Here is a 21,190-nt window from a genome sequence, read left to right as displayed (position 1 = left end):
CCCCTTCTATTTGTTGTCCTTTGTTTTATTTTTTGCAGCGAGCTTCTTTAAACCTTCCGATGCCGGTTTATAAAGTGGATCATAACTTAGCGCCTCTTTATAAAGTTTTTCTGCTTCATCGTATTTACCCTGATCTTCTGATAACTTTGCAATTTCATTAATGATATCTGTGTTGGTTGGGCTCAGTGTAAGAGCCTGTTGCAGGGATTTGAGAGACTCATCATACATTTTTAGTTTACGAAATACCATTCCTTCTAATAAATTGCTTTTATAATTTTTGGGAGCTAGTTCAACTGTCTTTTGAGCCTGTATTAGAGCATCGTTATTACGGTTTTCATCAAGATACACAAGACCAAGGTTAAAGTAAGCCCCAAAATAGTTCTTATCAAGGTCGATTGCTGTTTTTAATTGTTTAATAGCTTCTTTATTGTCACCTGTTAGATAATACGTATAGCCCAAGTTAACCCGATTTTCTGGATCATTAGGTTTGGTATCTACTGATTTTTTGTAATAATTCAATTGATCAATTAACCGCTGCTCATCGGCATTTGGCCATAAATACTTATCGCTAATATAATAGCCCCCAACTAAGCAAGCAATTAAGGTTGCAAATAATATTAGAAAAACTTGAAGTTTAGTGAAGCGTCCCGTTTTTTTATTAGATTTTTCAGTGCGTGATTGGTGTTCATTGGTGATTGGTAGCTCCTGTGCTTCCATAAAAATATCCTCCTAATTCTTTTGAAATCCTTGAAAGATACCAAAGATTCCTATTTTGCAGAATGATAAGCATTTAAATGAATTCTTAATTCTTATGACAGCTTGTACATCTATCTTTTACGTGACAAGTGTAGCAATAATCAGAAGGCTTTTGATCTGGAGCAATAGGAATTTTATGATTTCCCCGCCATCTTGGATTATTTTTACTATGTGAACTTTGATGACATGAAGAACAATTCACTTTATTTTTATTTGGTGTAGAAGTTTGCTGAATGTTGTGACATGCCTTACATATATTTTGGTTTTTATTCGCCAATTCCCCGTGCTGGCTAATAAATCCACTTTCATGGCTTGCTGGACGTTTGCTGTGACAGTCGGAACAAAATGTATTTTCTTTCGCATAGTCATATTGGTTCTTTTGGGTTGATTGACTATTTGTTGAAAGATATTTATTGAGTACCGAGACTTCTTCAAAACCTTCTAATTTGTCTTTTGACATATACTTGTGGCACTGATTACATTTATTTAATTCCTTACTTGCAAGGACCCCGTGTGTTTTTATTGCAAATTCATCATTTTTATGACTTTTAGGTACCATTCCAGTTGAATGGCATGTTTTACATTCAGTTGATATTTTCCTTGCTTTATGGCATTCCATACAGGTATCCATATCAGGGCGAATAAATTTCATTTCTGACATGGCCACTTTTCCGGTTTCTTGAGCCCATTTTTCCAAATCTGTCTGGTAGGTCATTTTTCGATCAGCAATTTTCCCATGGGCAATTCCGCTATGACACTGAGTACATTCAATTTCCTTTTCCATATGCTTATCATGAGGAATGATTATATCCCCTGAAGCAGTTACTTGACGTTTGCTCATATCATGGCATGCTTTACAAGCACTATCTGGAACTTCTTTTGGCATTCTAATTGGCGTTGCAGATGTTCCAGAGGAATGATTTTTTAGCTGCTCGACCAAATCTTTAGACTTATCCTTCGCCAGTTTCTTAAACACAGGATCAGTATGGCAGTTAGTGCAATCCACCTCACTGTGCGTGGAGGCTTGCCACGTATAAACCTCAGGCTTCATCTCATGGCAGGAAGCACAAAACTTTGAAGACGATGTTGCCTTCAGCCCCGTAAAGCCGAGTCCAAGGAAGACGGCCAGAAACAACACCGTTAACGTTGCATATTTGAATAGCTTATAGCGAAACTTGGGAGGGGCCGGCAGCTCATTACGCTCCTCTTCCATAATCAAGTCCCTCCTATTTTAGGGTTTTCTAGTTTTTCACATCGTCTTTAAAGCCGGTTCTGTGGCAGTATTGGCAATAGACATCTGTTGGCGCTTTTACTGTTGTTGAACCTTCTACTGGCTTTTCACGGTCGTGGCAGACAAAGCATTCGGCTTTTTGGTCTGCTGTTTTGGCTTTGCTTGCGTGTGCTGTTAACCATTGATCGCTTTCTATGTGTCCTGCAGGACGCTTGCCGTGACAAGCACTGCAGAAATTATTAACCCGAGACTGGTCTTTTACGACAGTTAGGTTTGCCGTATATTTATGGCTGCTATTTTCAGCACTTTTCATTTTTAGCAAGGAAATGATGTCTTCTTTAGGAATTTCTCTAATCCATTTGGAATCCTGGTGACAGTTCACGCATTTGTCGAGTTCTTGAATAGCAGTACCTCCGTGTGCCTGATTCCATCCTTCCTCTTTGTGGCTCTTAGGAACCTTAACTTTTCTATGACACGTTTCACATGCCATGGAAATCTTAACGTCCTTTTGCTGCTTTCCAATGGCTTGTAAAATGAGATCCTGAGTCTTTTCTTCATGTACCTTAGCTAAGTCTTCAGCTGTGCCACTTCCGGCTGTTCCTTCTACAGCTGATTCCGTTTTTGTTTCGGTTGCTACAGGCTCGCTGACTCCTTCTTTTTTGCTTTCATCAATCTTTTTCTCCACTTCCTCCGGGTTTGGCGGAACTAGATAAGCGACGTCCTTCCAAGGCTTTTCGCCATTGTTCACTTTGTCATGGCAATCGATACAGGTACCCATGTTCGGGCGCAAGTATTTCTTTTCCATGATTTTTTCAGCTGTTTCTTTCGTATACTCACCGCGAACTTCTTCAGTATTAATACCGCGGGCTGCCATCTTGGCGTGAACGACACCGGCATGGCAGGAGATACATGGAATACCTTCTTCAATATGCCCTTTGTGATTAACCTTTAGGTCACCAGATGCGGTGACAAGGCGGTTTTTGGAGTGACACTGCATACAGTTCTCGTTCGAAACAACCTCATCTTCTGTTTGGACAATCTGTTCCGGCACCCCGGTAACGTGATAGTAAACTTCTTTCAACGACTTAACTTTGTGAGTCAGCATGTTGATGGTGCCCGGCTTGATATGGCACTGGACACACGTGATGTTATTGTGAGCACTGGCCGTAAAGGTTGAGTATTCTGGTGCCATTTCGTGACAGCTCGAGCAGAACGCCGGCGAGTTGGTGATGGCCAGTGCACCATAGCTGCCGCCTCCAATTACAATCAAGCCTATTAGTGAAATGAACATGACTTTCCATCTTGTGACCGGATCCTTCCAATCTATGTTTCTGACTTTTTGCCAAAGTCTGCGAAATAGGCCCACCTTTTTTCTATCTTCTCTTGCATCGGGATCGGTTTCTTTTTTCTTTTTCCCCCAAAAGGCCATTTTCCTCACCCTTCCCATATTTGATTGGTTCTCTATTTATTTTCCATTGCTACCTCTCTAAAGGTAGTATCTTACATTAAAAAGGAGAATCCAATGTACAATTTGTGAATATTTTTACATTCACAGAATTGATACATTTCGCTAAATAAACAACATACAAACGTTGTAATTTAGGCGTTTTATTTACAATACAAGCAGAGTGAAAAACTGTATTAAAACTAATTTTTATACAAAAATATTTAAAAATATGCAAATAGCCATAAACTCTTAAAGGCAACTCATAAGTTCTATACATTTTTCACAGATTTGCCATAATTGAAGTGGATAATAGGACGTATGTCTGGGAATTTTAGCTGAGTTTCTCCCAATGTTGTCACCTGCATAGTGGAAATGGTAAGATTAAATAGGAAAATTAGAGATTTTTATTGGATTCATTTTTTCAAAAAATGCTTTTGAGTCTCAGATAAAAGGAGCGTTTCATCAAATATGGGGATTTTAAATAAAGTGTTTGACCTAAATAAACGTGAGCTGAAACGGCTGGACAAGCTGGCTGCAAAAATTGATGCGATTGCCTCAGAAACAGAACGTTTAACAGACGAGCAGCTGCGTGAAAAAACGGAAGAGTTCAAGGCCCGCTACCAAAAGGGCGAAACGCTGGATGACCTATTGGTTGAGGCGTTTGCGGTTGTCCGTGAGGGTGCCCGCCGCGTGCTTGGCCTTTATCCATACCATGTTCAGCTGATGGGGGGTATTTCTCTCCACGAGGGTAATATTTCCGAGATGAAGACCGGTGAAGGTAAAACATTAACGGCGACAATGCCCGTTTACTTGAATGCTTTGTCCGGAAAAGGCGTTCATGTTGTCACGGTCAACGAATACCTGGCAAGCCGTGACGCAACCGAGATGGGTCAGTTATATGAATTTTTAGGACTGACAGTCGGATTGAACTTAAACAGCATGGATAAGGATGAAAAACAAGCTGCTTACGCCTGCGATATTACGTATGGTACGAACAACGAGTTCGGCTTCGATTACCTGCGTGATAACATGGTCCTTTACAAAGAGCAAAAGGTTCAGCGCCCGCTTTATTTTGCCGTCATCGACGAGGTTGACTCGATCTTGATTGACGAAGCAAGAACACCGCTGATTATCTCAGGCTCTGCCCAGAAGTCGACGGTACTTTATATGCAGGCGAATGCGTTTGTACGGACTTTGACGAAGGACGTTGATTATACGTACGATGAAAAAACAAAAGCTGTCATGCTCACCGAAGAGGGTATCAGCAAATCAGAGAAGGCATTTGGCATTGAAAACTTGTTTGATATTTCTCATGTGACCTTGAACCATCACATTAACCAAGCGCTAAAGGCGATTGTAACGATGCACCTTGATGTCGATTACGTCGTCCAAGACGGTGAGATTGTGATTGTCGACCAGTTCACCGGCCGTTTGATGAAGGGCCGCCGTTATAGCGAAGGCTTGCACCAGGCGATTGAAGCCAAGGAAGGCGTCGAGATCCAAAACGAAAGCATGACGATGGCAACCATTACGTTCCAGAACTATTTCCGGATGTATGAAAAACTATCCGGTATGACTGGTACAGCGAAAACAGAAGAAGAAGAATTCCGCAACATTTATAATATGAACGTTATCGTCATTCCGACAAACCGTCCGATTACCCGTGATGACCGTGCGGATTTAATTTATGCTTCAATGGAAGGCAAGTTCCGTGCCGTTGTCGAAGATATTGCCGAGCGCCATCAAAAAGGACAGCCTGTCCTTGTGGGTACAGTCGCAATTGAGACGTCTGAACTGATTTCCCGGCTGCTTTTGAAAAAGGGTGTTCGCCACAATGTCTTGAACGCGAAAAACCATGCACGTGAAGCGGAAATTATCTTGGAAGCAGGTCAGGCTGGAGCAGTCACGATTGCGACAAACATGGCCGGCCGTGGTACTGATATTAAACTCGGAGAAGGCGTTAAAGAGCTGGGCGGACTTGCGGTTATTGGTACTGAGCGTCATGAGAGCCGACGTATTGATAACCAGCTGCGCGGACGTTCCGGACGTCAAGGGGACCCTGGTATTACTCAGTTCTACTTGTCCATGGAAGATGAATTGATGCGCCGATTCGGTTCTGACAATATGAAAGCAATGATGCAAAAGCTTGGAATGGATGATACCCAGCCAATTCAAAGTAAAATGGTATCCCGTGCTGTGGAAAGTGCGCAGAAACGCGTGGAGGGCAACAACTTTGACGCCCGTAAACAGCTATTGCAATATGACGATGTGCTTCGTCAGCAGCGCGAGATTATTTATACGCAGCGTGATGAGGTACTCGAATCCGAGAATTTACGTGAAATTGTCCAGAATATGATTTTGCGCTCCATTCAGCGCCATGTAGATGTCAATGCGCCTGGACAAGCAGATGAGGAAGAATGGAATCTTAAAGGAATTGTGGACTTTGCCCATGCAAACCTGCTTGGGGAAGGCGACGTGACGGTTGATGACCTTCGAGGCAAGGATCAGGAAGAGATAGTCGAGTTCATTTTTGCTAAATGTAAAGAGCATTATGAGGAAAAGGAACAGATTCTGTCCTCTGAGCAAATGCGTGAGTTCGAAAAGGTTGTAACGTTGCGTGCAGTCGATTCAAAATGGATTGACCACATCGATGCGATGGATCAGCTTCGCCAAGGGATTCATTTGCGCGCTTACGGACAAACGGATCCTTTACGTGAGTACCAGCATGAAGGTCTTGCAATGTTCGAGGCAATGGTTGAGTCGATTGAGGATGAAGCGGCCATGTACATCATGAAGGCGGAAATTCGCAATAACCTTGAGCGCCAAGAGGTCGCCCAGGGCCATGCCGTAAACCCGAAGGAAGACGGCGAGGCTGTTAAGAAGAAGCCGAAGGTCAATAAGGAGAATGTTGGGCGAAATGACCCATGCCCTTGTGGAAGCGGGAAAAAGTATAAGAATTGCCATGGGGCAGGGAAATAATATTTGTATTTAAGATGGAGTCGGCAATTGGATTGCCGGCTCTTTTTTTTGTTTTGTAGCAGTCGAATTAGTCCTCACTACATAAATTAAGACTTTTACGACATCGTTTCGGAAGCTCACGACATCATTTTAGACCTTCACGACAAAAACACGTGGTCTCACGACGTAAAATTACATAATTTGGATTATATTGCATTTTCCTATCTTTACTAAACAAAATCTTCTGGTCTAACAACATAATTTAATGACAAAAAGAGCCAGGGCTCCCCCTGGCTCAGTGTTTATGACCCCGGTTTAACCGAAATCATGCTTATAATCAAGATTTATTAGGTTTAATTCTTTCCGTTCCCATGTGCTTGTTCAGCTTTATTAGCGGCCGCACCATGCTTTTGGGCTGCTTGGGCTTGTTTTTCTTGAGCTCTTTGTGCTGCTGCAGCTTGTTTTTCGGCAGCTTTTGCAGCGGCTTGAGCTTGCTTTTCAGCGGCTTTTGCTTGAGCTGCAGCTTGTTGCTCTGTCCCTTTATTAGCGGATTCAGTTTGAACTGCAGTATCCTCGCCTTGGCTGCTTTCTTCTGTTACAGTTGCTGCTTCGTCTGTAGTTTGAGTAGTTTCTTCAACTGCTGTTTCGGTCTCTTGTTTCTTTTGCTTTCCTAGCGCTTTACCATGTTTTTTCACGGTTGCTGTTTGATCGTCGGAAACTTTTTCTTCAATCTGCTGCACTTGTTCAGCAAAATCAGCATCTTTCTCTTCAAGCTTGGCAAACTTCTTGTCAAGTTTTGCAAATGATTTTTGAATATTTTTCATTAAAGCTTGTTGGGCAGTAGGATTTTCCACATGGCTAAGGGCACCCAGCAGCGCATCGATGTTGTTGGCTAACTTGCCTTCAACAGTGCCTTCAGCAGTGGTTTGTGTATCGTCAGTTTTTTCAACATCAGCAGTTTGAGTGTCGTCTGCTTTTTCCATATCAGTGGCTTCTGTGTCAGTGACTTCTTCAGAAGCTGTAAGCTGCTCTGCTGCCTTCTCTTGTGTTGCCAGAGCGTCCTTCAGCAGCTGCTCTGCTTCGTCAGTTTTACCATCTGCAATCAAAGCGTTTGCTTCAGCAATACGTTCTGCAGCAAATTGAGCTAATAGCTGTGCTTCTTTATAATCGTCAAAAGTAAATGCAAGACGGATTTTTTCAGTGATGGTTTTTACAAAATAAAAGAAATCACCAGGAACCAATGATGGCGCTTCTGCTTTTTCAACATCTTCTGTTTGTGCTTGTTCCTCTGTAGTTGCTTCATCATCGGCCGCCACAGTTTCATCAGCATCAGTGTCTTCTACTGTTGCTTCGTCTGATGGAGTTTCAGCTTCTTCGGAAGTTGTTGTTTCTGCTGCATTACTTTCTTGTTCAGTAGTGGTTTCATCAGTTGCGTTTTCAGTAGTTGTTGCTGTTTGATCTGTAACCTGTTCTGTAGTCGTACCTGTTACTGCAGAATCCTCCGCTGTGTCATTACCAGTAGCAAAGGCCGCCCCTGCTCCTACTGAAAAAATAAGTGATGATGCCAACACACCGCTTGTAACCAGATTTGTCAGTTTCTTGTTTTTCATGTCTTGTTTTGCCTCCTTGTGAAGTTCTACTAAACTTTACGTCGGGCTTTTTTCTTTTTTGTAGGTGTTTTTTTTAAAATTGTTAAAAGGTTACATTTACCTACGTCAACACGAAAAAACGACTATCAAATAAATGATAGCCGTCTAAGAAAGTCCTATTAAACTGAAAATTTATTACCAGATTGCACGTTTGTACTTTTTCCTACATGTTTGAAAAGGTTAATTGTGAAACAAATAACACATACAACCACAACAATGGAGCCAATCACCGCAACCGGCAGAGCCGCCATACTTCCAGTTAAAACCTGTGTTGCAATTCCGACCATCATCACCGGCAAACCGATATTATGGAACCAAAAATGTGTTTTTACCAGCTTCGTGTTGGCTGCTTGCGGAAAAAATGATAAATAAGTCCGAATATCGCCATCGACACCCATCCAAGCATGTTAATGTGAGCATGTACTGATGCCAGACGGAAGTCATGGATAATTGCCATCGTGATTCCCGCCAAAACCCCAATTGTAAAATAAATAGATGCAACCTTTAAAAACGCTTTGCCCATCCTCTTTGTTCCTCCAAAAGACCTAATATTGTATACTTTTCCAATTTAATAGATTTTGAGAAAAAACACTGTGATGATAGTGAAAATTAACTAGATGGTCTGTGTAAACGAAAAACGGTCCCAATAAAAGAACCCTCCAGTTGAGTGGAGGGCTGTTTATTTCTTATTCTTCATAAATTCAAGAACTTCTACGTCAATCCAGCCTGTCTTCTGTTCCCGCATTTCGAAGTTTTCCGTATGAATAAAAGTGGTGAGGGCCTGATAGATATCATCGTCGCTGGTGTCAGCGCCCTGAAGGTACCCTAAACGTTTTAAATGTTGCGTTACATTTGTTTTAATTCCCCCTTCAACTGCTGCTATTTTTTCTGGCTTCGAAAACGAAAAATAGAGCTGCTGAAGCTGGTAGATTCTGATTAACTCCTTGATTGGATCAGGATGGTCGTCCACGCGAAGGTCGATGTACCGGTCGTTATAGCCGCCGTAGCCGCCTTTTTCTTTCACGACATAAAGGGCGGCAGACTGTTTTCCGCGGCTGTCACCGCCCGCTTCCTGCCCGGCATCTAAGGAAGCAAGAAGCCTTTCAGCCAATGTTCCCTCCGCTTTTTGAAAAATATCAGCCATTGCTTGGACCGTTTTTTCATCAACTAAAATGTTTCCCTGTGCAGCAAAGTGTGGTCCTGTGACGCCACCGGCCCAGTTATAGCAGGCGCTCCCGGTAAATGTTGCGGCGTTGCCACTTGCATCAATAATTCCAACCTGGCGCATTTCTTTATCAGGATCATCAGCAAGGATGGCTTCAAGTGTTTCTTGTGCTGACTTTCCTTGAGCCATCAGTTCAAGAGCCCTTGGACCGTAAGCCGTATTGGCATAGGATTGGGTTGCAACCGCCCCGATTCCCGCTTTGGCCCATGGAACTACCGCTCCTACGCCTAAAAATTTAGATTGAACGGCAATGCCCCATTCTTTTTCCACTGGGTCATAACCGACGATTGAAAATGTCATTTGATTTGCCTCTCCTTTTGAAGTAATCCGCTGATTTAGAGCGGATATCCGCCGAGTATGCTGTTTTATCCGCCGAACCTCGGAAATATCCGCCAAATTTGAATTGTTATCCGCCGAATTTTAAGGTTTATCCGCCGAAAGGAGTTTTTTAAATCCGCCGTCCTTGAATCACCAAGCCGCAACGGCCCCGTCTGTCCGTGGTTCAGTGCCGCCCATCAAAACGCCAGTATCCGGGTCACGCCAGATGATCTGTCCACGACCAAACGAGCCTGTGTCAAGGGCAACCTCAATTTGATGTCCTTTCCGGGCCAAGGCCTGAGCAATGTGGTTCGGGAAATGCGGCTCGACTTGAATTTTCTTACCCTCAATCCATTGCCACCTAGGAGCGTCCAGCGCAGCCTGAGGGTTCAAACCAAAATCAATCGTATTCATGATGACCTGCATATGGCCCTGTGGCTGCATATAGCCGCCCATGACGCCAAACGGCCCAACTGGCTGATCTCCTTTAGTCAAGAAACCTGGGATTATGGTGTGGTACGTTTTGGAGCCCGGTCTTAGTGCATTGGCATGCGAAGGGTCCAGTGAAAAATCATGACCGCGGTTCTGCAGCGATACCCCGGTGCCTGGCACAACGATGCCTGAGCCGAAGCCCATATAGTTGCTCTGAATGTATGACACCATGTTCCCTTCACCATCGGCGGCGGCGAGGTAGACTGTTCCTCCACGCGGCAGCTCATACGGAAGCGGCTGAAGCGCTTCGTCAGTGATTTCCCGACTTCTCGTATCACCATACTCGTCGCAAAGAACATCAGCTATCTTCATTTTCATAAAAGAAGGGTCAGTGATATAAGCCTTACCATCGGTGTAGGCGAGCTTCATAGCCTCGATTTGCTTGTGATATGTATCGATGGTTTCCTTTTCAGTAAGTTCAAAGCCCTTGACGATATTCAATGCGAGCAGCGCCACTAGCCCCTGTCCGTTCGGAGGAATCTCCCACACGTCGTAGCCGCGGTAGTTCAGCTTAATCGGCTCAACCCACTCGGCCCTGTACGCTTCCAAGTCCTTTTTTGAAATAAATCCATTGTAGCGCTCGGAAAAGGCTGCTATTTGGTCGGCGATTTCCCCACGATAAAAGCTTTCAGCATTCGTATTCGCGATGGAGCGCAACGTTTCTGCGTGGTCCGGAGAACGCCAGATTTCGCCTGCTTTTGGTGCGTACCCATTAGGGGCAAATGTTTCAAACCAAGGGTGGAATTCTTCGCTGGTGAGCGTTTGTTTGTAATGCTGGTAGGCGCGTCCCCAGTTTTTCGCAAGAACAGGCGTCAATGGATAGCCGTTTTCGGCATAGTCAATGGCAGGCTGGAGTACCTCTTTTAGCGGGAGGCGGCCAAATTTTTGGGAGAGCTCTGCCCATGCTGAAGGTGCGCCTGGAACTGTTACAGGGATAAGACCATGTGCCGGCATTTTATCATAGCCGCGCGCCTTAACTGCATCAATAGTCAGCGATTTTGGGGCCGGGCCGCTGGCATTCAGTCCGTGAAGCTTGCCCTTCGTCCAAACGAGTGCAAAGGCGTCACTGCCGATGCCGTTAGAGGTTGGTTCCAGAACCGTTAATGCCGCTGCCGTTGCAATCGCGGCGTCGATGGCGTTACCGCCTTTTTTGAGGATTTCAAGACCTACTTGAGTAGCAAGCGGCTGGGAAGTGGCAACCATTCCCCGCCGTGCAAACACGGTCGTTCGGTGGGATGGATACGGATTGTACTGATAATCAAAATTCATTTGAGAACCCCTCTTTCATTTGTATATTACTTCCATTATAAAGAAGATTCTGAATTTAGGGTACCGTAATATTTTCATAGTGATGCAAAAGAACCGTCCCCGTGCATCACCCATTAAAAAACGCTGCCAGGGGATAGGCGCCCCAGCAGCGTTTTGATAGTTTATTAATGTGCTTCGATTAAACCGTAACGGCCGTCTTTACGCTTGTATACAACGTTTGTACGATTAGTTTCGGAATTTGTGAACACGTAGAAGTTATGGCCTAACATATTCATCTGCAGGATTGCTTCTTCGCTGTCCATTGGCTTAAGGTCGAAGCGTTTTGTACGAACTAATTCCAACTCCTCATCGTCATGGACATCTGCAGTATTCGTAGTTGTGAATTGGAAATCAACATTTCCTTTTTCACGGAACTTGCGGTTCACCTTTGTTTTGTGCTTTCTGATTTGACGCTCTAGCTTGTCAGTGATCAGGTCAATCCCAGCATACATATCCTGGTTTGTTTCTTCGGCACGCAGTACTAAATTTGGAAGTGGAATTGTTACCTCGACCTTGGAAGTTTTATCTGGATTGAATCTAAGATTCACGTTAACTTTTGCATCAGGTGCTTCTGTAAAATAACGCTCCAATTTTGAGATTTTCTTTTCTACATACTCTCTGATTGCTGGAGTTACCTCAATGTTTTCACCACGTACGTTATAGTTCATGTGTGGAGTCCTCCTTTATTTTAAGGCTATGTATTACATTTCTATTTTACCCTATGATTATCCTGCTGAATCAATATAAATTGTTTGTCGATTTATTGACAAAAACAATGGGAAAATAGTGACAATGTATTAAACAGCCTTTGACTTATGTGGGGAAATTTACTATTATGAATGGTTGTTCATCTTTATTTTAATATTTATTGGGACAATTTGCCACTAATAAGTTTAGGGAATATGGGAAATTGATTTGAAACGATCGAGGATTGCCCCTAATTCTTCGCCCGAGATGGACAGTGCCACGTGCGGTGCCTGACACCATTACTCCTATCTTGCAATTGTTATGGACCAAACGGTCGCCGCGCCTGCTTGTTTGAGGAGTTTTGCAGCGTGCCTTAGGGTAGAGCCGGTGGTGTAGATGTCGTCGATAAGGATGACCTTTTTTCCATAGAGGTTAGTTTGGGCATCGATTTGAAATACTTGGGGGAGATGGATTCGCTCCGACCTGGATTTTTTGGACTGCTTTTCGGTGTGGACCCGCGAAAGTATATCAGTTGGCATTATTCCCGATTCTGTCAAAATTGCCGCTGCCTGATTGAAGCCCCGCTCGTAAAGCCGTTCATCGCTTAACGGGATCGGCACAAATAAATCGGCTTCCCAGCCTTTCGTAACCTCCTTGAAGTAATCCGCAAACACCTTGGCTAGTGCATAATCCCCGCGAAATTTATATTTGGCCATTACCTCTTTTAAAAAATCATTATAAAGGAAAATTGAAGTATTCTTTTGAAGGAACCCTTGCCAGTCTGGATCCTCTTCCCAGCGCGTACAATCATGGCATAATTCGCCGTCGCGAAATTGCTCGTCCAACAGCCGGAACGGTCTGCTGCACATCCGGCAGATATCTCCTTCTATTTTTTCAAACTTCGCATCACACTCCGCGCATACACGGTGCTCTTTTTCTTTTGAAAAAATTGCTGTCCACCCTATATCCGGATATATTATTTCCTGGCAGATAAGACATCGATTTTGACTGAGAAAATTCATTGTTTTTATCCCTTTCTTTGAAAATTCGATTACACGTCAATCAATCCCCGCTTCACCCCCTCCCGGTTCATCGTGACAATCTGCTTTCTAGCCTTCAGCATCTCCTCTGTTTTTCCATAATGAAAAAAAGTCACCACTCCATCTGGGTAATCCTTGCTTCGGCCAGCTCTGCCGGCGATTTGCACAAGGGCACTTTCGGTAAAAATCAAATCCTCGGCACCCACAACGGCAACATCAATATTGGGAAAAGTAACGCCCCGCTCAAGGATGGTGGTCGTTAGCAGCAGTGGGATTTCTTTGGCCCGCATCCTTTGCACCTTTTCCTTACGTTCAGGGTCTTCCGCGTGAACGGCCTCGATTCTGGAATCGAGCTTGCGCAGTAATGGGAGTGCTTTTTCCATTAATTTTATATGTGGGAAGAAAACAAGTGCCTGTTTGCCGCTCTCGAGCCTGTCTTTAATCCACCGAAGGACATTGGTGGGAAGCCTGCCTTTTTGGAGCTGCTTTTGCCAGTTGCCGCACCATGCAAATTCAGGAACAGGCAGAGGCTTACGATGGAACCGGGCCGGAATGGTAATAAACGACCGTTTGCCAGTGCGGCATTCTCTTTGCCATTTTTGATTGGGGGTAGCAGTTAGGTAAATCATCGCGGAAGACGGCTTCCGTACCTGAATTGCCGCATGCTGGAGCGATTCCTCAACAGTGTAAGGGAAGGCGTCAACCTCGTCCAATATCAGTGCATCAAACGCTTGATAAAAGCGGAGAAGCTGGTGTGTAGTGGCGATGGTTAAAGGGGCATAAAGATGGCGGTCCTTGCTGCCGCCGTACAGTGAAGCAACTGTAATTTCGGGAAACGCCGCCTTTAGCCGGGGTGTCAGTTCAAGAACTACGTCTGTTCTCGGCGTGGCGATGCAGATTCTTTTATTGTCGGCCAGTGCGGCTTCGATCCCGGCAAACAGCACCTCTGTTTTCCCGGCCCCGCAAACGGCCCAAACAAGCCACTCCTTTTTTTGCCGGATAGCCTCAACTACCTTGTCAGAAGCCACCCGCTGCCCTTCAGAAAGAATACCATTCCAGGCCATAATTTTTTGCGGAATGGCGGTGTCAGGCGCAGGACCATTCCAGCCTATTAATGGGGTGCATTCACTTATTCTTCCCATCATGATACAGTGGCGGCAATAAAGGCAGTTTTCACCGCACCGAGAGCAAGAGAAGCTGGCGAACATCCGTTGATCCTTGTTACCGCATCGCATACACACGGGCTTTTTACCGATATAGTCAATGCCTTTACGATATGTAACATAGCCATTCTCATAGTGCGATTGAATTTCATTTATCGGGTGCGGGATATCGTCAAGGAGGAGCTGCTTGCCGGTGAGGAGCTGTTGAAGTTCGCGGCTGTATGGAAAGTCAGGGGTTAACGGCGGCTGCGGGATTTTCGAGAGTTGTGTGATTCGATAGGAGTCTTCTGTTAAAAATTTTTGTGGGATGAGTTTGTCATCCTTTATTTGAAAACGCATGGGGACACCTTCTTTTTTTTTATTAAAGTTTTGACGGGAAGTAAAGACGGGCTCTGTTGTTTCCTTCATAAGGCAAATGTAAACGGAAAAGAATTTTTTGAGCAGTATCATTTGTTGGAAGGTGGAGGAAGCTTCGCAACTCGGCATTGGTAATCGATTGTTTTATCAAAAGAAAGTGGTCCTTAATTGCCTCAATATAAGCATCTTTAGAAGTTGTTTGACAAATGGAGCAATGCCATTTTCCCCTACTGTAATTCATCGGAATGTTGAGGCAATGAGGACATCGGACACCAGAAATGATGTCTCTTGCCGTTAGTCCGTATTTGTCCAAGATGTTTATTTTCTTTGGAGTGTGCTTGCTTAAAAGGAAGTTTGATATTTTAAGGAGGGTATTGTCATCAATCCTTGGTTGTGGGAAAGTTTTTTCAAGTGCTTCAATTTTATTAAAAAGATCTCTCCCCTTACATACTTTTTTTAAAGCATTAGTATCATTGGAGTTGGTTTTTAAATTGGTTTTAATACTGCTGAAAAAAACAAGCTGGTCGATTGGTAAAATGTTCATTCCATATTTCGCAAGGAATCTTCCAAGAAGCGTCCGCAGCGTTGAGGCTTGAACGCGGGGGTCCTCAAAAACGTATTCTGAACCGTCTTGATTAATACGTATTAATTGGTTAAAAACATTATCGAATATCAAGGTTCCTTTTATATTTTTCGCTTCGATAACAAGAATGTAATTATGGGAGATGGAGAGTGTGTCAATTTGGAAGTGAAACCCGTTGAGTTCTAGTTGGAGGTCGTGGAAGATGTAATATTTCTCATGCGGAAGTTGTTTTACATAATATCTTAAAGTAAGTTCACCTTTATAACCTGCTTTAATTTTTGCGAGGTCTTTTTCAACTTCGGGATGTTTGGGATGGCCAGGAATAAGGCGATAGTGTAGAGCCTCAGTCAAGATAAGCCATATTGGGACAGGCAAGTCTCTCATTAACAATTGAATCATCGCTCCTTCACATATTTTCGATGAAATTCTACCTATATTTTATATTTTCAGGGAAATATTGTCGAATTTTAACCAGTGTGAATTTTATAGATTTTGATGATGCTGAGGAGGAGGCTGGTTAGGATATCCGCCGAAACAAGCCTGATATCCGCTAACTTACGGAGGTTATCCGCCAAACCTGGCGATATATCCGCTGAATCTGTACGTATATCCGCCTAAATTGGAAACTTATCCGCCAAACCAATCTTATATTACCCTTTTAATGTTCGTCCGGCCAAGCTTAACGCCATGAACTTAATTTATTTACCTCGCCTTGTTATCCGCCAATTATAAATAGATATCCGCCGAATTTCTGGAGTTATCCGCCACATCTAGTCCAATATCCGCCCAATCTCAAAGAATATCCGCCAAACCACTTTTTAATTACCTTTTTGATACCTCTAAACATATAGATGCCGCAAAAAAAACCATTCCAGCAACCCGGAATGGACAGTAACTTCAAAAACCTATTTCTTCATCCACCCCATGCCCATAGCGCCTTCCCCAAGATGGGTTCCAATAACGGCTCCGAAGTAGCCTATTGAGAAGTCGACGTTAGGATAGAGGGCTTCGAGTTCGGCCTTCCATTCCTTTGCTTCCTCCTCGCGATTAGCGTGGATCACTACAGCCTGGTAGCGGCCGCCGCCCATTGCATCCTCTCCAAGTAAATCTGCAATTCGTTTCATTGCCTTTTTGCGGGTGCGAATTTTTTCAAAAGGCACGATTACCTTATCCACAAAATGTAATAATGGTTTAACCTGCAACAGGCTACCGATTAAAGCGGCTGCTCCTGATAACCGGCCGCCACGCTGGAGGTGCGACAAGTCGTCAACCATGAAATAAGCGCGAGCTGTGCTCTTCAGTTCTTCCAAGCGAGCCATAATCCGCTCGGGATCCATTCCCCTAGATGCCCATTCCGCAGCTTCTAATGCATAAAACCCTTGAACCATGCAGCTAATTTCCGAATCAAAGGAAAATACTTTGATACCCTCGACCATCGTTCCAGCCGTTACCGAACCCTGATATGTGCCGCTGATGCCGCTCGATAGATGGATACTGATAACCGCATCGTAACCCTCCGCCGCAAACCGTTCGAACAACTCCACAAATTGGCCTATCGGCGGCTGGGATGTCGTCGGTAGGTCCTTTGTCTTTACCTCTTCGAAAAACTGCTGCCAGTGAATATCGACTTCTTCCCGGTAGACTTCATTGCCGAAAATGACATTCAACGGGATCATATGTATATTCCATTTATCTAGTAATTCCTTTGGAATGTATGCGGTACTGTCTGTGACAATTGCCGTTTTCATATGTATGTTTACCATCCTTATTTTTTTACAATAATACTGCTCATTATTTTATCAAAAAAGCTTTCTCCAAAAAAGAAAAAGAACACGCATTGCGCGTGCTCTCCAATCATAACATAAAATTAGTTTTTCAGAAAAATAACTACCTTACTTCCACCCAGCCATTCTTAATCGCTACAACAACAGCCTGAGTACGGTCATTAACATTCATTTTTTGCAAGATATTAGATACATGATTTTTAACGGTCTTTTCACTGATGTAAAGTGCTTCACCGATACCGCGGTTGCTTTTTCCATCGGCCAGCATTTGCAGAACCTCACACTCACGGCGTGTCAATAAATGAAGCGGGCGGCGGATTTCAATCGTCTGCACGTAAGAACCTCCGCGCGTCACACCTGCTGCTAGTTTGCGATATTCATTGACTAAATTATGAGTCACCTTCGGATGCAGATAGGAACCTCCGTCTGCCACGACACGGACCGCTTCAATCAACGCATCTGCATCCATTTCTTTTAACAGGTAGCCACAGGCACCTGTCTGCAGTGCGTGAGTGACATAATTCTCATCATCATGAATGGAAAGGATGATAATCTTAGTATCCGGATATTTAGCGACTAGCTCACGGGTTGCCTCGACACCATTCATTTGTGGCATATTGATGTCCATGATAACAACATCAGGACGGTGCTCTTCAACAAGCGTTAATGCCTCGGTGCCGTCATCGCCTTCTGCCACAACCTGGAACGATTTCTCAAATTCTAGTATTCTTTTAACACCTTCTCTAAAAAGCTGGTGATCGTCAATAATAATAATTTTTGTAGTCATGTGTAACGCCTCCTAGTTTTCAAAAATTCCCCATCAGAGAATGTTACTTTCTTTTATTATCAAAGCTTAATTCATTAACGGCACATGGATGGAAACAGCGGTGCCCTTGCCGATTTTTGAATCAACCGTCAAATCGCCTTCAAGCAGGTCGACCCTCTCTCTCATGCCCATCATGCCGAAGGAACCCGGCTTCTTTTGGTTCGTATCGAAACCGACGCCGTTGTCCTTTATTAACACTTTCACACTGGTGTCCGTCATTTCCAATTGAACTTTTATGGAGCAGGCATTGGCATGCTTGAGCGCGTTTTGCACCGATTCCTGTATAAGCCGGAAGAGGGCAACCTCATATTTCGTCGGAAGTCTCTTCTCATTTCCTATTTTCACAAATTCAATTTTTGAATGATTGTGATATTCTTCAATGGTCTGTAAATACTTTCTGAGGGTCGGAACGAGTCCCAAATCATCCAATGCCATTGGACGCAGGTCGTAAATAATCCGGCGGACCTCATAAAGTGCTGAGCGAACCATTTTCTTAAAGCTCTGAATCTCTGTGAATGCATCATCAGGACCTTTCTCACGAAAAACACGATCGACAATATCAGAACGCATGATGACATTTGCTAGCATTTGCGCCGGACCGTCGTGAATTTCTCTCGAGAGACGCTTGCGCTCCTCCTCCTGGGCCTCAATAATTTTCAAGCCCAAATCCTGCTTCGCTTTGGCATTTTCAAACGCTTCGCCAAACTGTTTTAAGTCGCTCTGCAGGTAATTCATGACCACGCAGATTTGCGAAATCAGCTGCTCTGCACGTTCAATCGTATCATTTATACCAACAAGCCTGTGCTCAAGTTCTTCTCTTTTTTCAAGAAGCTGCTTGCGGTATTGCCAATTGATGGAGAGATCCATTTGCAGCTGATGCGCCTTTTCGTAGGCGTCACGTACCTCCTCCTCCGAGAAGGTTTTCATGTTCATGCTTACTTCTGAAAGTCTGTGCCTCGCGGCAGTAACCTGCGCCTCCAGCTGATTTCCCTCCTCAACAAGCTTAGCCATCACTTCCTTAATGTTCGCCAGCTCATTGGTGATGCTGTCAAAATCAGTACGGCATTGCTCGCTGATGCGGAAGATATCACTTTTGCTGCAGGTAACAGCTTCAATCATCGCTTCACGAATGTCATCAATCGATTTCAAATCTAATTGCTTTAAATTCATTTCTGATTCCTCCGGGGCTTTTTTTCCCTTAGGCTTTTAACATACTTTACCATTTTTTGAAATACTTTGCTAAGCTATAATTATTGCTTACGTGACTTTTGTAAAAAAGTAGTATAATTACTATATCAGTCTACTACCTTTAGCCTATTACAAGGTACTATAAAGCTGTATTTATTATATCATTCGAACTTTACACCCATATTATAGGTATATTACATTAATTTTTTTAAAAAATATTATATTACATTAGTGTTACGTTTTTGCTAAAGAAAGGAGTTTAACATGCTGCCTCGTTACTTAACTGTAAAAGAGTATGGAGAACATGAAATAAATATCCAAAAGTCCCGTTTTATTGCCCAACTGAAAAGAGTGGAATCCGAACAAGATGCCCATGACTTTATACAGGGGATCAAGAAAAAACATTGGAACGCTACTCATAACTGCTCAGCCTACCTAATCGGCGAGCATGACCAAATCCAAAAAGCGAATGATGACGGCGAACCAAGCGGCACGGCCGGTGTCCCCATCCTTGAAGTTTTGAAAAAGAGACAGCTGAAGGACACGGTTGTTGTGGTCACCCGCTATTTTGGCGGGATCAAGCTCGGTGCAGGCGGCCTGATTCGCGCATACGGAAAAGCTACTTCTGAAGGTCTAGATGCAGTCGGTGTTGTCGAAAGACGGCTAGTTCAAATCATGCAGGTGAAAATCGACTACACCTGGCTTGGGAAAATTGAAAGAGAACTGCGTTCTTCCGAGTACAAAATTAAAGATATTCTCTATTTAGATAACGTCCAAATTGATGTCTATGTCGAGGAAGATAAGGTTCAAATCTTTATGGACTGGATGGTGGAACTGACCAATGGGCAATGTACGATGGGCAAGGGCGAAACGGTCTATTTGGAACAAGATTTTATTAGGTAATTCAGGATGTTCTTTCTTTGAATTATAGTAGGACATTTGGCGGGAGGCAATTGGGAAAAAAATATTAGGTTTGGACTATTTTTGATGGGAAAGTATTTTTGGTTGATTAAATTTTGAAAGGGCTCTCGAATTTCGAGGCCCTTTTATTTTTTGGCTGTGCTTGTCCTTATTGTTTGTAAGATGTTTAGGATGGGGCGGTAGTTTCTTCCAACTAGGCCGATTTTTTCAGCGATGATTTCGATAAACAGGACAATCAAAGTGATTAAGACTAGCGCACCGCCAATACGTGCCTGCGAATAAATCACTGCAACCAAGGCAAAGAAGGCAGACATGGCGTATATGAGCAGAACCGTTTGCTGGTGGGTATAGCCCATACGTAACATGCAATGGTGCAAATGTTGTTTATCCGGTGCACCTAAGGGCTTCTTTTGAATAATTCTTCTGAGAATGGCAAAAAAAGTGTCGGAAATAGGTACAGCAAGAATAATTACTGGAATTACAAATGAAATGAAGGTAACATTTTTAAAACCGAGAAGAGATAAAACAGAAATGATGAACCCTAAAAAGAGAGCTCCTGTGTCCCCCATGAAAATTTTCGCTGGATGAAAGTTGTAAATTAAAAATCCAAGTGTACTTGCCAGTAAGATCAAACCCACTGTCAAGACATATAGATTCCCCTGTAAAATCGCCATTCCAGAAATAGTAATTAATGCAATCGAGGAAACTCCTGCTGCCAAACCGTCAAGGCCGTCGATTAAGTTAATGGCGTTAGTGATTCCTACAATCCAAAGTATTGTAATTGGAATACTTAATAAACCAAATTGAAGTTTACCACCAAACGGAAGGTTAATGAACTCCACTTGTAAATCCCCCAGAAAAACCACTGTGCAAGCAGCAGCAAGTTGACCAATTAATTTATGTCGTGCAGACAATTCAAATATGTCATCTAAAAAGCCGGTAATTACAATTATGAGCGAACTTATTATAATTGCGAATGATGATTGATTTTCCGGCTTCATAATGATAATTCCAGTTGTAAAACTAATATAAATAGCAAGTCCTCCCAGCCTCGACATAACCGATTGATGATTTTTTCGTTTATTAGGATAATCTATTGCCCCAATAATAAAAGAAAACCTTTTTACCAATGGGGTAATAAAAATAGTAACTAAAAAACATACTACCAAGGTAAGATACAGCATACCAATCCTCCTTAATAGTAAGTGTGTCCTGATCACAAAAAACAAAACCACTCCGTTATAATATTTAATAGTT

General features: G+C 43.3%; 18 protein-coding genes. 2 read left to right on the top strand and 16 right to left on the bottom strand.

Going from position 1 to position 21,190, the window contains the following annotated elements; genetic code table 11:
- Nucleotides 1–6: 6 nt before the first annotated feature.
- The 3 genes from KHB02_RS13610 to KHB02_RS13600 all read right to left on the bottom strand — a co-directional run bounded on the left by KHB02_RS13610 (nucleotide 7) and on the right by KHB02_RS13600 (nucleotide 3,416).
- Nucleotides 7–717, bottom strand: a complete 711-nt coding sequence (locus KHB02_RS13610; protein WP_213144105.1) for a tetratricopeptide repeat protein — start codon at nucleotides 715–717, stop codon at nucleotides 7–9.
- Nucleotides 718–802: 85 nt separating this feature from the next.
- On the bottom strand, nucleotides 803–1,969 hold the full coding sequence (locus KHB02_RS13605; protein WP_213144104.1) for a cytochrome c3 family protein: 1,167 nt from the start codon (nucleotides 1,967–1,969) through the stop codon (nucleotides 803–805).
- 28 nt (nucleotides 1,970–1,997) lie between these two features.
- Entirely contained in the window at nucleotides 1,998–3,416 is a 1,419-nt protein-coding gene (locus tag KHB02_RS13600) for a NapC/NirT family cytochrome c (protein ID WP_213144103.1), read from the bottom strand.
- A gap of 486 nt (nucleotides 3,417–3,902) precedes the next feature.
- Here KHB02_RS13600 and secA point away from each other — a divergent pair, with 486 nt between their 5' ends.
- On the top strand, nucleotides 3,903–6,413 hold the full coding sequence (gene secA, locus KHB02_RS13595; protein ID WP_213144102.1) for a preprotein translocase subunit SecA: 2,511 nt from the start codon (nucleotides 3,903–3,905) through the stop codon (nucleotides 6,411–6,413).
- A 332-nt stretch (nucleotides 6,414–6,745) separates the two neighbouring features.
- On the opposite strand, the gene KHB02_RS13590 is transcribed toward secA, so the two are convergent.
- From KHB02_RS13590 to KHB02_RS13535, 12 genes are all read right to left on the bottom strand, one after another.
- Entirely contained in the window at nucleotides 6,746–8,002 is a 1,257-nt protein-coding gene (locus KHB02_RS13590) for a DUF5667 domain-containing protein (RefSeq protein ID WP_213144101.1), read from the bottom strand.
- 158 nt (nucleotides 8,003–8,160) lie between these two features.
- Nucleotides 8,161–8,331, bottom strand: coding sequence for a hypothetical protein (locus KHB02_RS13585; RefSeq protein ID WP_241113850.1), 171 nt, complete (start codon nucleotides 8,329–8,331; stop codon nucleotides 8,161–8,163).
- Nucleotides 8,332–8,369: 38 nt separating this feature from the next.
- On the bottom strand, nucleotides 8,370–8,564 hold the full coding sequence (locus KHB02_RS13580; protein ID WP_241113849.1) for a hypothetical protein: 195 nt from the start codon (nucleotides 8,562–8,564) through the stop codon (nucleotides 8,370–8,372).
- 156 nt (nucleotides 8,565–8,720) lie between these two features.
- Complete coding sequence (locus tag KHB02_RS13575; RefSeq protein ID WP_213144100.1) at nucleotides 8,721–9,566, bottom strand: DUF1028 domain-containing protein; 846 nt, start codon at nucleotides 9,564–9,566, stop codon at nucleotides 8,721–8,723.
- A gap of 168 nt (nucleotides 9,567–9,734) precedes the next feature.
- Entirely contained in the window at nucleotides 9,735–11,345 is a 1,611-nt protein-coding gene (locus KHB02_RS13570) for a gamma-glutamyltransferase family protein (RefSeq protein WP_213144099.1), read from the bottom strand.
- Between the two features lie 164 nt (nucleotides 11,346–11,509).
- Nucleotides 11,510–12,052 (bottom strand): ribosome hibernation-promoting factor, HPF/YfiA family, encoded by a 543-nt coding sequence (gene hpf / locus KHB02_RS13565; protein WP_213144098.1) that lies wholly within the window; start codon nucleotides 12,050–12,052, stop codon nucleotides 11,510–11,512.
- Nucleotides 12,053–12,376: 324 nt separating this feature from the next.
- The gene (locus KHB02_RS13560) at nucleotides 12,377–13,093 is read right to left on the bottom strand and encodes a ComF family protein (RefSeq protein ID WP_213144097.1); all 717 of its coding nucleotides are present in this window, start codon (nucleotides 13,091–13,093) and stop codon (nucleotides 12,377–12,379) included.
- A 29-nt stretch (nucleotides 13,094–13,122) separates the two neighbouring features.
- On the bottom strand, nucleotides 13,123–14,613 hold the full coding sequence (locus KHB02_RS13555) for an ATP-dependent helicase ComFA (protein ID WP_213144096.1): 1,491 nt from the start codon (nucleotides 14,611–14,613) through the stop codon (nucleotides 13,123–13,125).
- A gap of 22 nt (nucleotides 14,614–14,635) precedes the next feature.
- A complete protein-coding gene (locus KHB02_RS13550) occupies nucleotides 14,636–15,613 on the bottom strand; it encodes a nuclease-related domain-containing protein (protein ID WP_213144095.1) in 978 nt (325 codons plus the stop codon).
- A 506-nt stretch (nucleotides 15,614–16,119) separates the two neighbouring features.
- The gene (locus KHB02_RS13545) at nucleotides 16,120–16,962 is read right to left on the bottom strand and encodes a DegV family protein (protein ID WP_213144094.1); all 843 of its coding nucleotides are present in this window, start codon (nucleotides 16,960–16,962) and stop codon (nucleotides 16,120–16,122) included.
- 139 nt (nucleotides 16,963–17,101) lie between these two features.
- Nucleotides 17,102–17,785 (bottom strand): response regulator, encoded by a 684-nt coding sequence (locus KHB02_RS13540; protein WP_213144093.1) that lies wholly within the window; start codon nucleotides 17,783–17,785, stop codon nucleotides 17,102–17,104.
- Between the two features lie 66 nt (nucleotides 17,786–17,851).
- Nucleotides 17,852–18,994, bottom strand: coding sequence for a sensor histidine kinase (locus tag KHB02_RS13535; protein ID WP_213144092.1), 1,143 nt, complete (start codon nucleotides 18,992–18,994; stop codon nucleotides 17,852–17,854).
- A gap of 282 nt (nucleotides 18,995–19,276) precedes the next feature.
- Between KHB02_RS13535 and KHB02_RS13530 the strand changes: the two genes are divergently transcribed.
- Nucleotides 19,277–19,915: a YigZ family protein gene (locus tag KHB02_RS13530; RefSeq protein WP_213144091.1), complete on the top strand. Its 639-nt coding sequence runs from the start codon at nucleotides 19,277–19,279 to the stop codon at nucleotides 19,913–19,915.
- Between the two features lie 143 nt (nucleotides 19,916–20,058).
- On the opposite strand, the gene KHB02_RS13525 is transcribed toward KHB02_RS13530, so the two are convergent.
- Nucleotides 20,059–21,117: a glycosyltransferase family 4 protein gene (locus KHB02_RS13525; RefSeq protein ID WP_213144090.1), complete on the bottom strand. Its 1,059-nt coding sequence runs from the start codon at nucleotides 21,115–21,117 to the stop codon at nucleotides 20,059–20,061.
- Nucleotides 21,118–21,190: the final 73 nt, after the last annotated feature.

The sequence above is a fragment of the Neobacillus citreus genome (assembly GCF_018343545.2).
Taxonomy (GTDB): domain Bacteria; phylum Bacillota; class Bacilli; order Bacillales; family Cytobacillaceae; genus Neobacillus; species Neobacillus citreus.
This window is presented reverse-complemented; position numbering and strand designations above follow the sequence as displayed.

What these genes read in the sequence shown, in the direction of transcription:
- KHB02_RS13545 (WP_213144094.1), bottom strand. Translation starts at nt 16,962, where the DNA reads ATGAAAACGGCAATTGTCACAGACAGTACCGCATACATTCCAAAGGAA.
- KHB02_RS13555 (WP_213144096.1), bottom strand. Translation starts at nt 14,613, where the DNA reads ATGCGTTTTCAAATAAAGGATGACAAACTCATCCCACAAAAATTTTTA.
- KHB02_RS13580 (WP_241113849.1), bottom strand. Translation starts at nt 8,564, where the DNA reads ATGGGCAAAGCGTTTTTAAAGGTTGCATCTATTTATTTTACAATTGGG.
- KHB02_RS13590 (WP_213144101.1), bottom strand. Translation starts at nt 8,002, where the DNA reads ATGAAAAACAAGAAACTGACAAATCTGGTTACAAGCGGTGTGTTGGCA.
- KHB02_RS13605 (WP_213144104.1), bottom strand. Translation starts at nt 1,969, where the DNA reads ATGGAAGAGGAGCGTAATGAGCTGCCGGCCCCTCCCAAGTTTCGCTAT.
- KHB02_RS13530 (WP_213144091.1), top strand. Translation starts at nt 19,277, where the DNA reads ATGCTGCCTCGTTACTTAACTGTAAAAGAGTATGGAGAACATGAAATA.
- secA (WP_213144102.1), top strand. Translation starts at nt 3,903, where the DNA reads ATGGGGATTTTAAATAAAGTGTTTGACCTAAATAAACGTGAGCTGAAA.
- KHB02_RS13610 (WP_213144105.1), bottom strand. Translation starts at nt 717, where the DNA reads ATGGAAGCACAGGAGCTACCAATCACCAATGAACACCAATCACGCACT.
- KHB02_RS13570 (WP_213144099.1), bottom strand. Translation starts at nt 11,345, where the DNA reads ATGAATTTTGATTATCAGTACAATCCGTATCCATCCCACCGAACGACC.
- KHB02_RS13535 (WP_213144092.1), bottom strand. Translation starts at nt 18,994, where the DNA reads ATGAATTTAAAGCAATTAGATTTGAAATCGATTGATGACATTCGTGAA.
- KHB02_RS13540 (WP_213144093.1), bottom strand. Translation starts at nt 17,785, where the DNA reads ATGACTACAAAAATTATTATTATTGACGATCACCAGCTTTTTAGAGAA.
- hpf (WP_213144098.1), bottom strand. Translation starts at nt 12,052, where the DNA reads ATGAACTATAACGTACGTGGTGAAAACATTGAGGTAACTCCAGCAATC.
- KHB02_RS13600 (WP_213144103.1), bottom strand. Translation starts at nt 3,416, where the DNA reads ATGGCCTTTTGGGGGAAAAAGAAAAAAGAAACCGATCCCGATGCAAGA.
- KHB02_RS13550 (WP_213144095.1), bottom strand. Translation starts at nt 15,613, where the DNA reads ATGATTCAATTGTTAATGAGAGACTTGCCTGTCCCAATATGGCTTATC.
- KHB02_RS13525 (WP_213144090.1), bottom strand. Translation starts at nt 21,117, where the DNA reads ATGCTGTATCTTACCTTGGTAGTATGTTTTTTAGTTACTATTTTTATT.
- KHB02_RS13585 (WP_241113850.1), bottom strand. Translation starts at nt 8,331, where the DNA reads ATGATGGTCGGAATTGCAACACAGGTTTTAACTGGAAGTATGGCGGCT.
- KHB02_RS13560 (WP_213144097.1), bottom strand. Translation starts at nt 13,093, where the DNA reads ATGAATTTTCTCAGTCAAAATCGATGTCTTATCTGCCAGGAAATAATA.
- KHB02_RS13575 (WP_213144100.1), bottom strand. Translation starts at nt 9,566, where the DNA reads ATGACATTTTCAATCGTCGGTTATGACCCAGTGGAAAAAGAATGGGGC.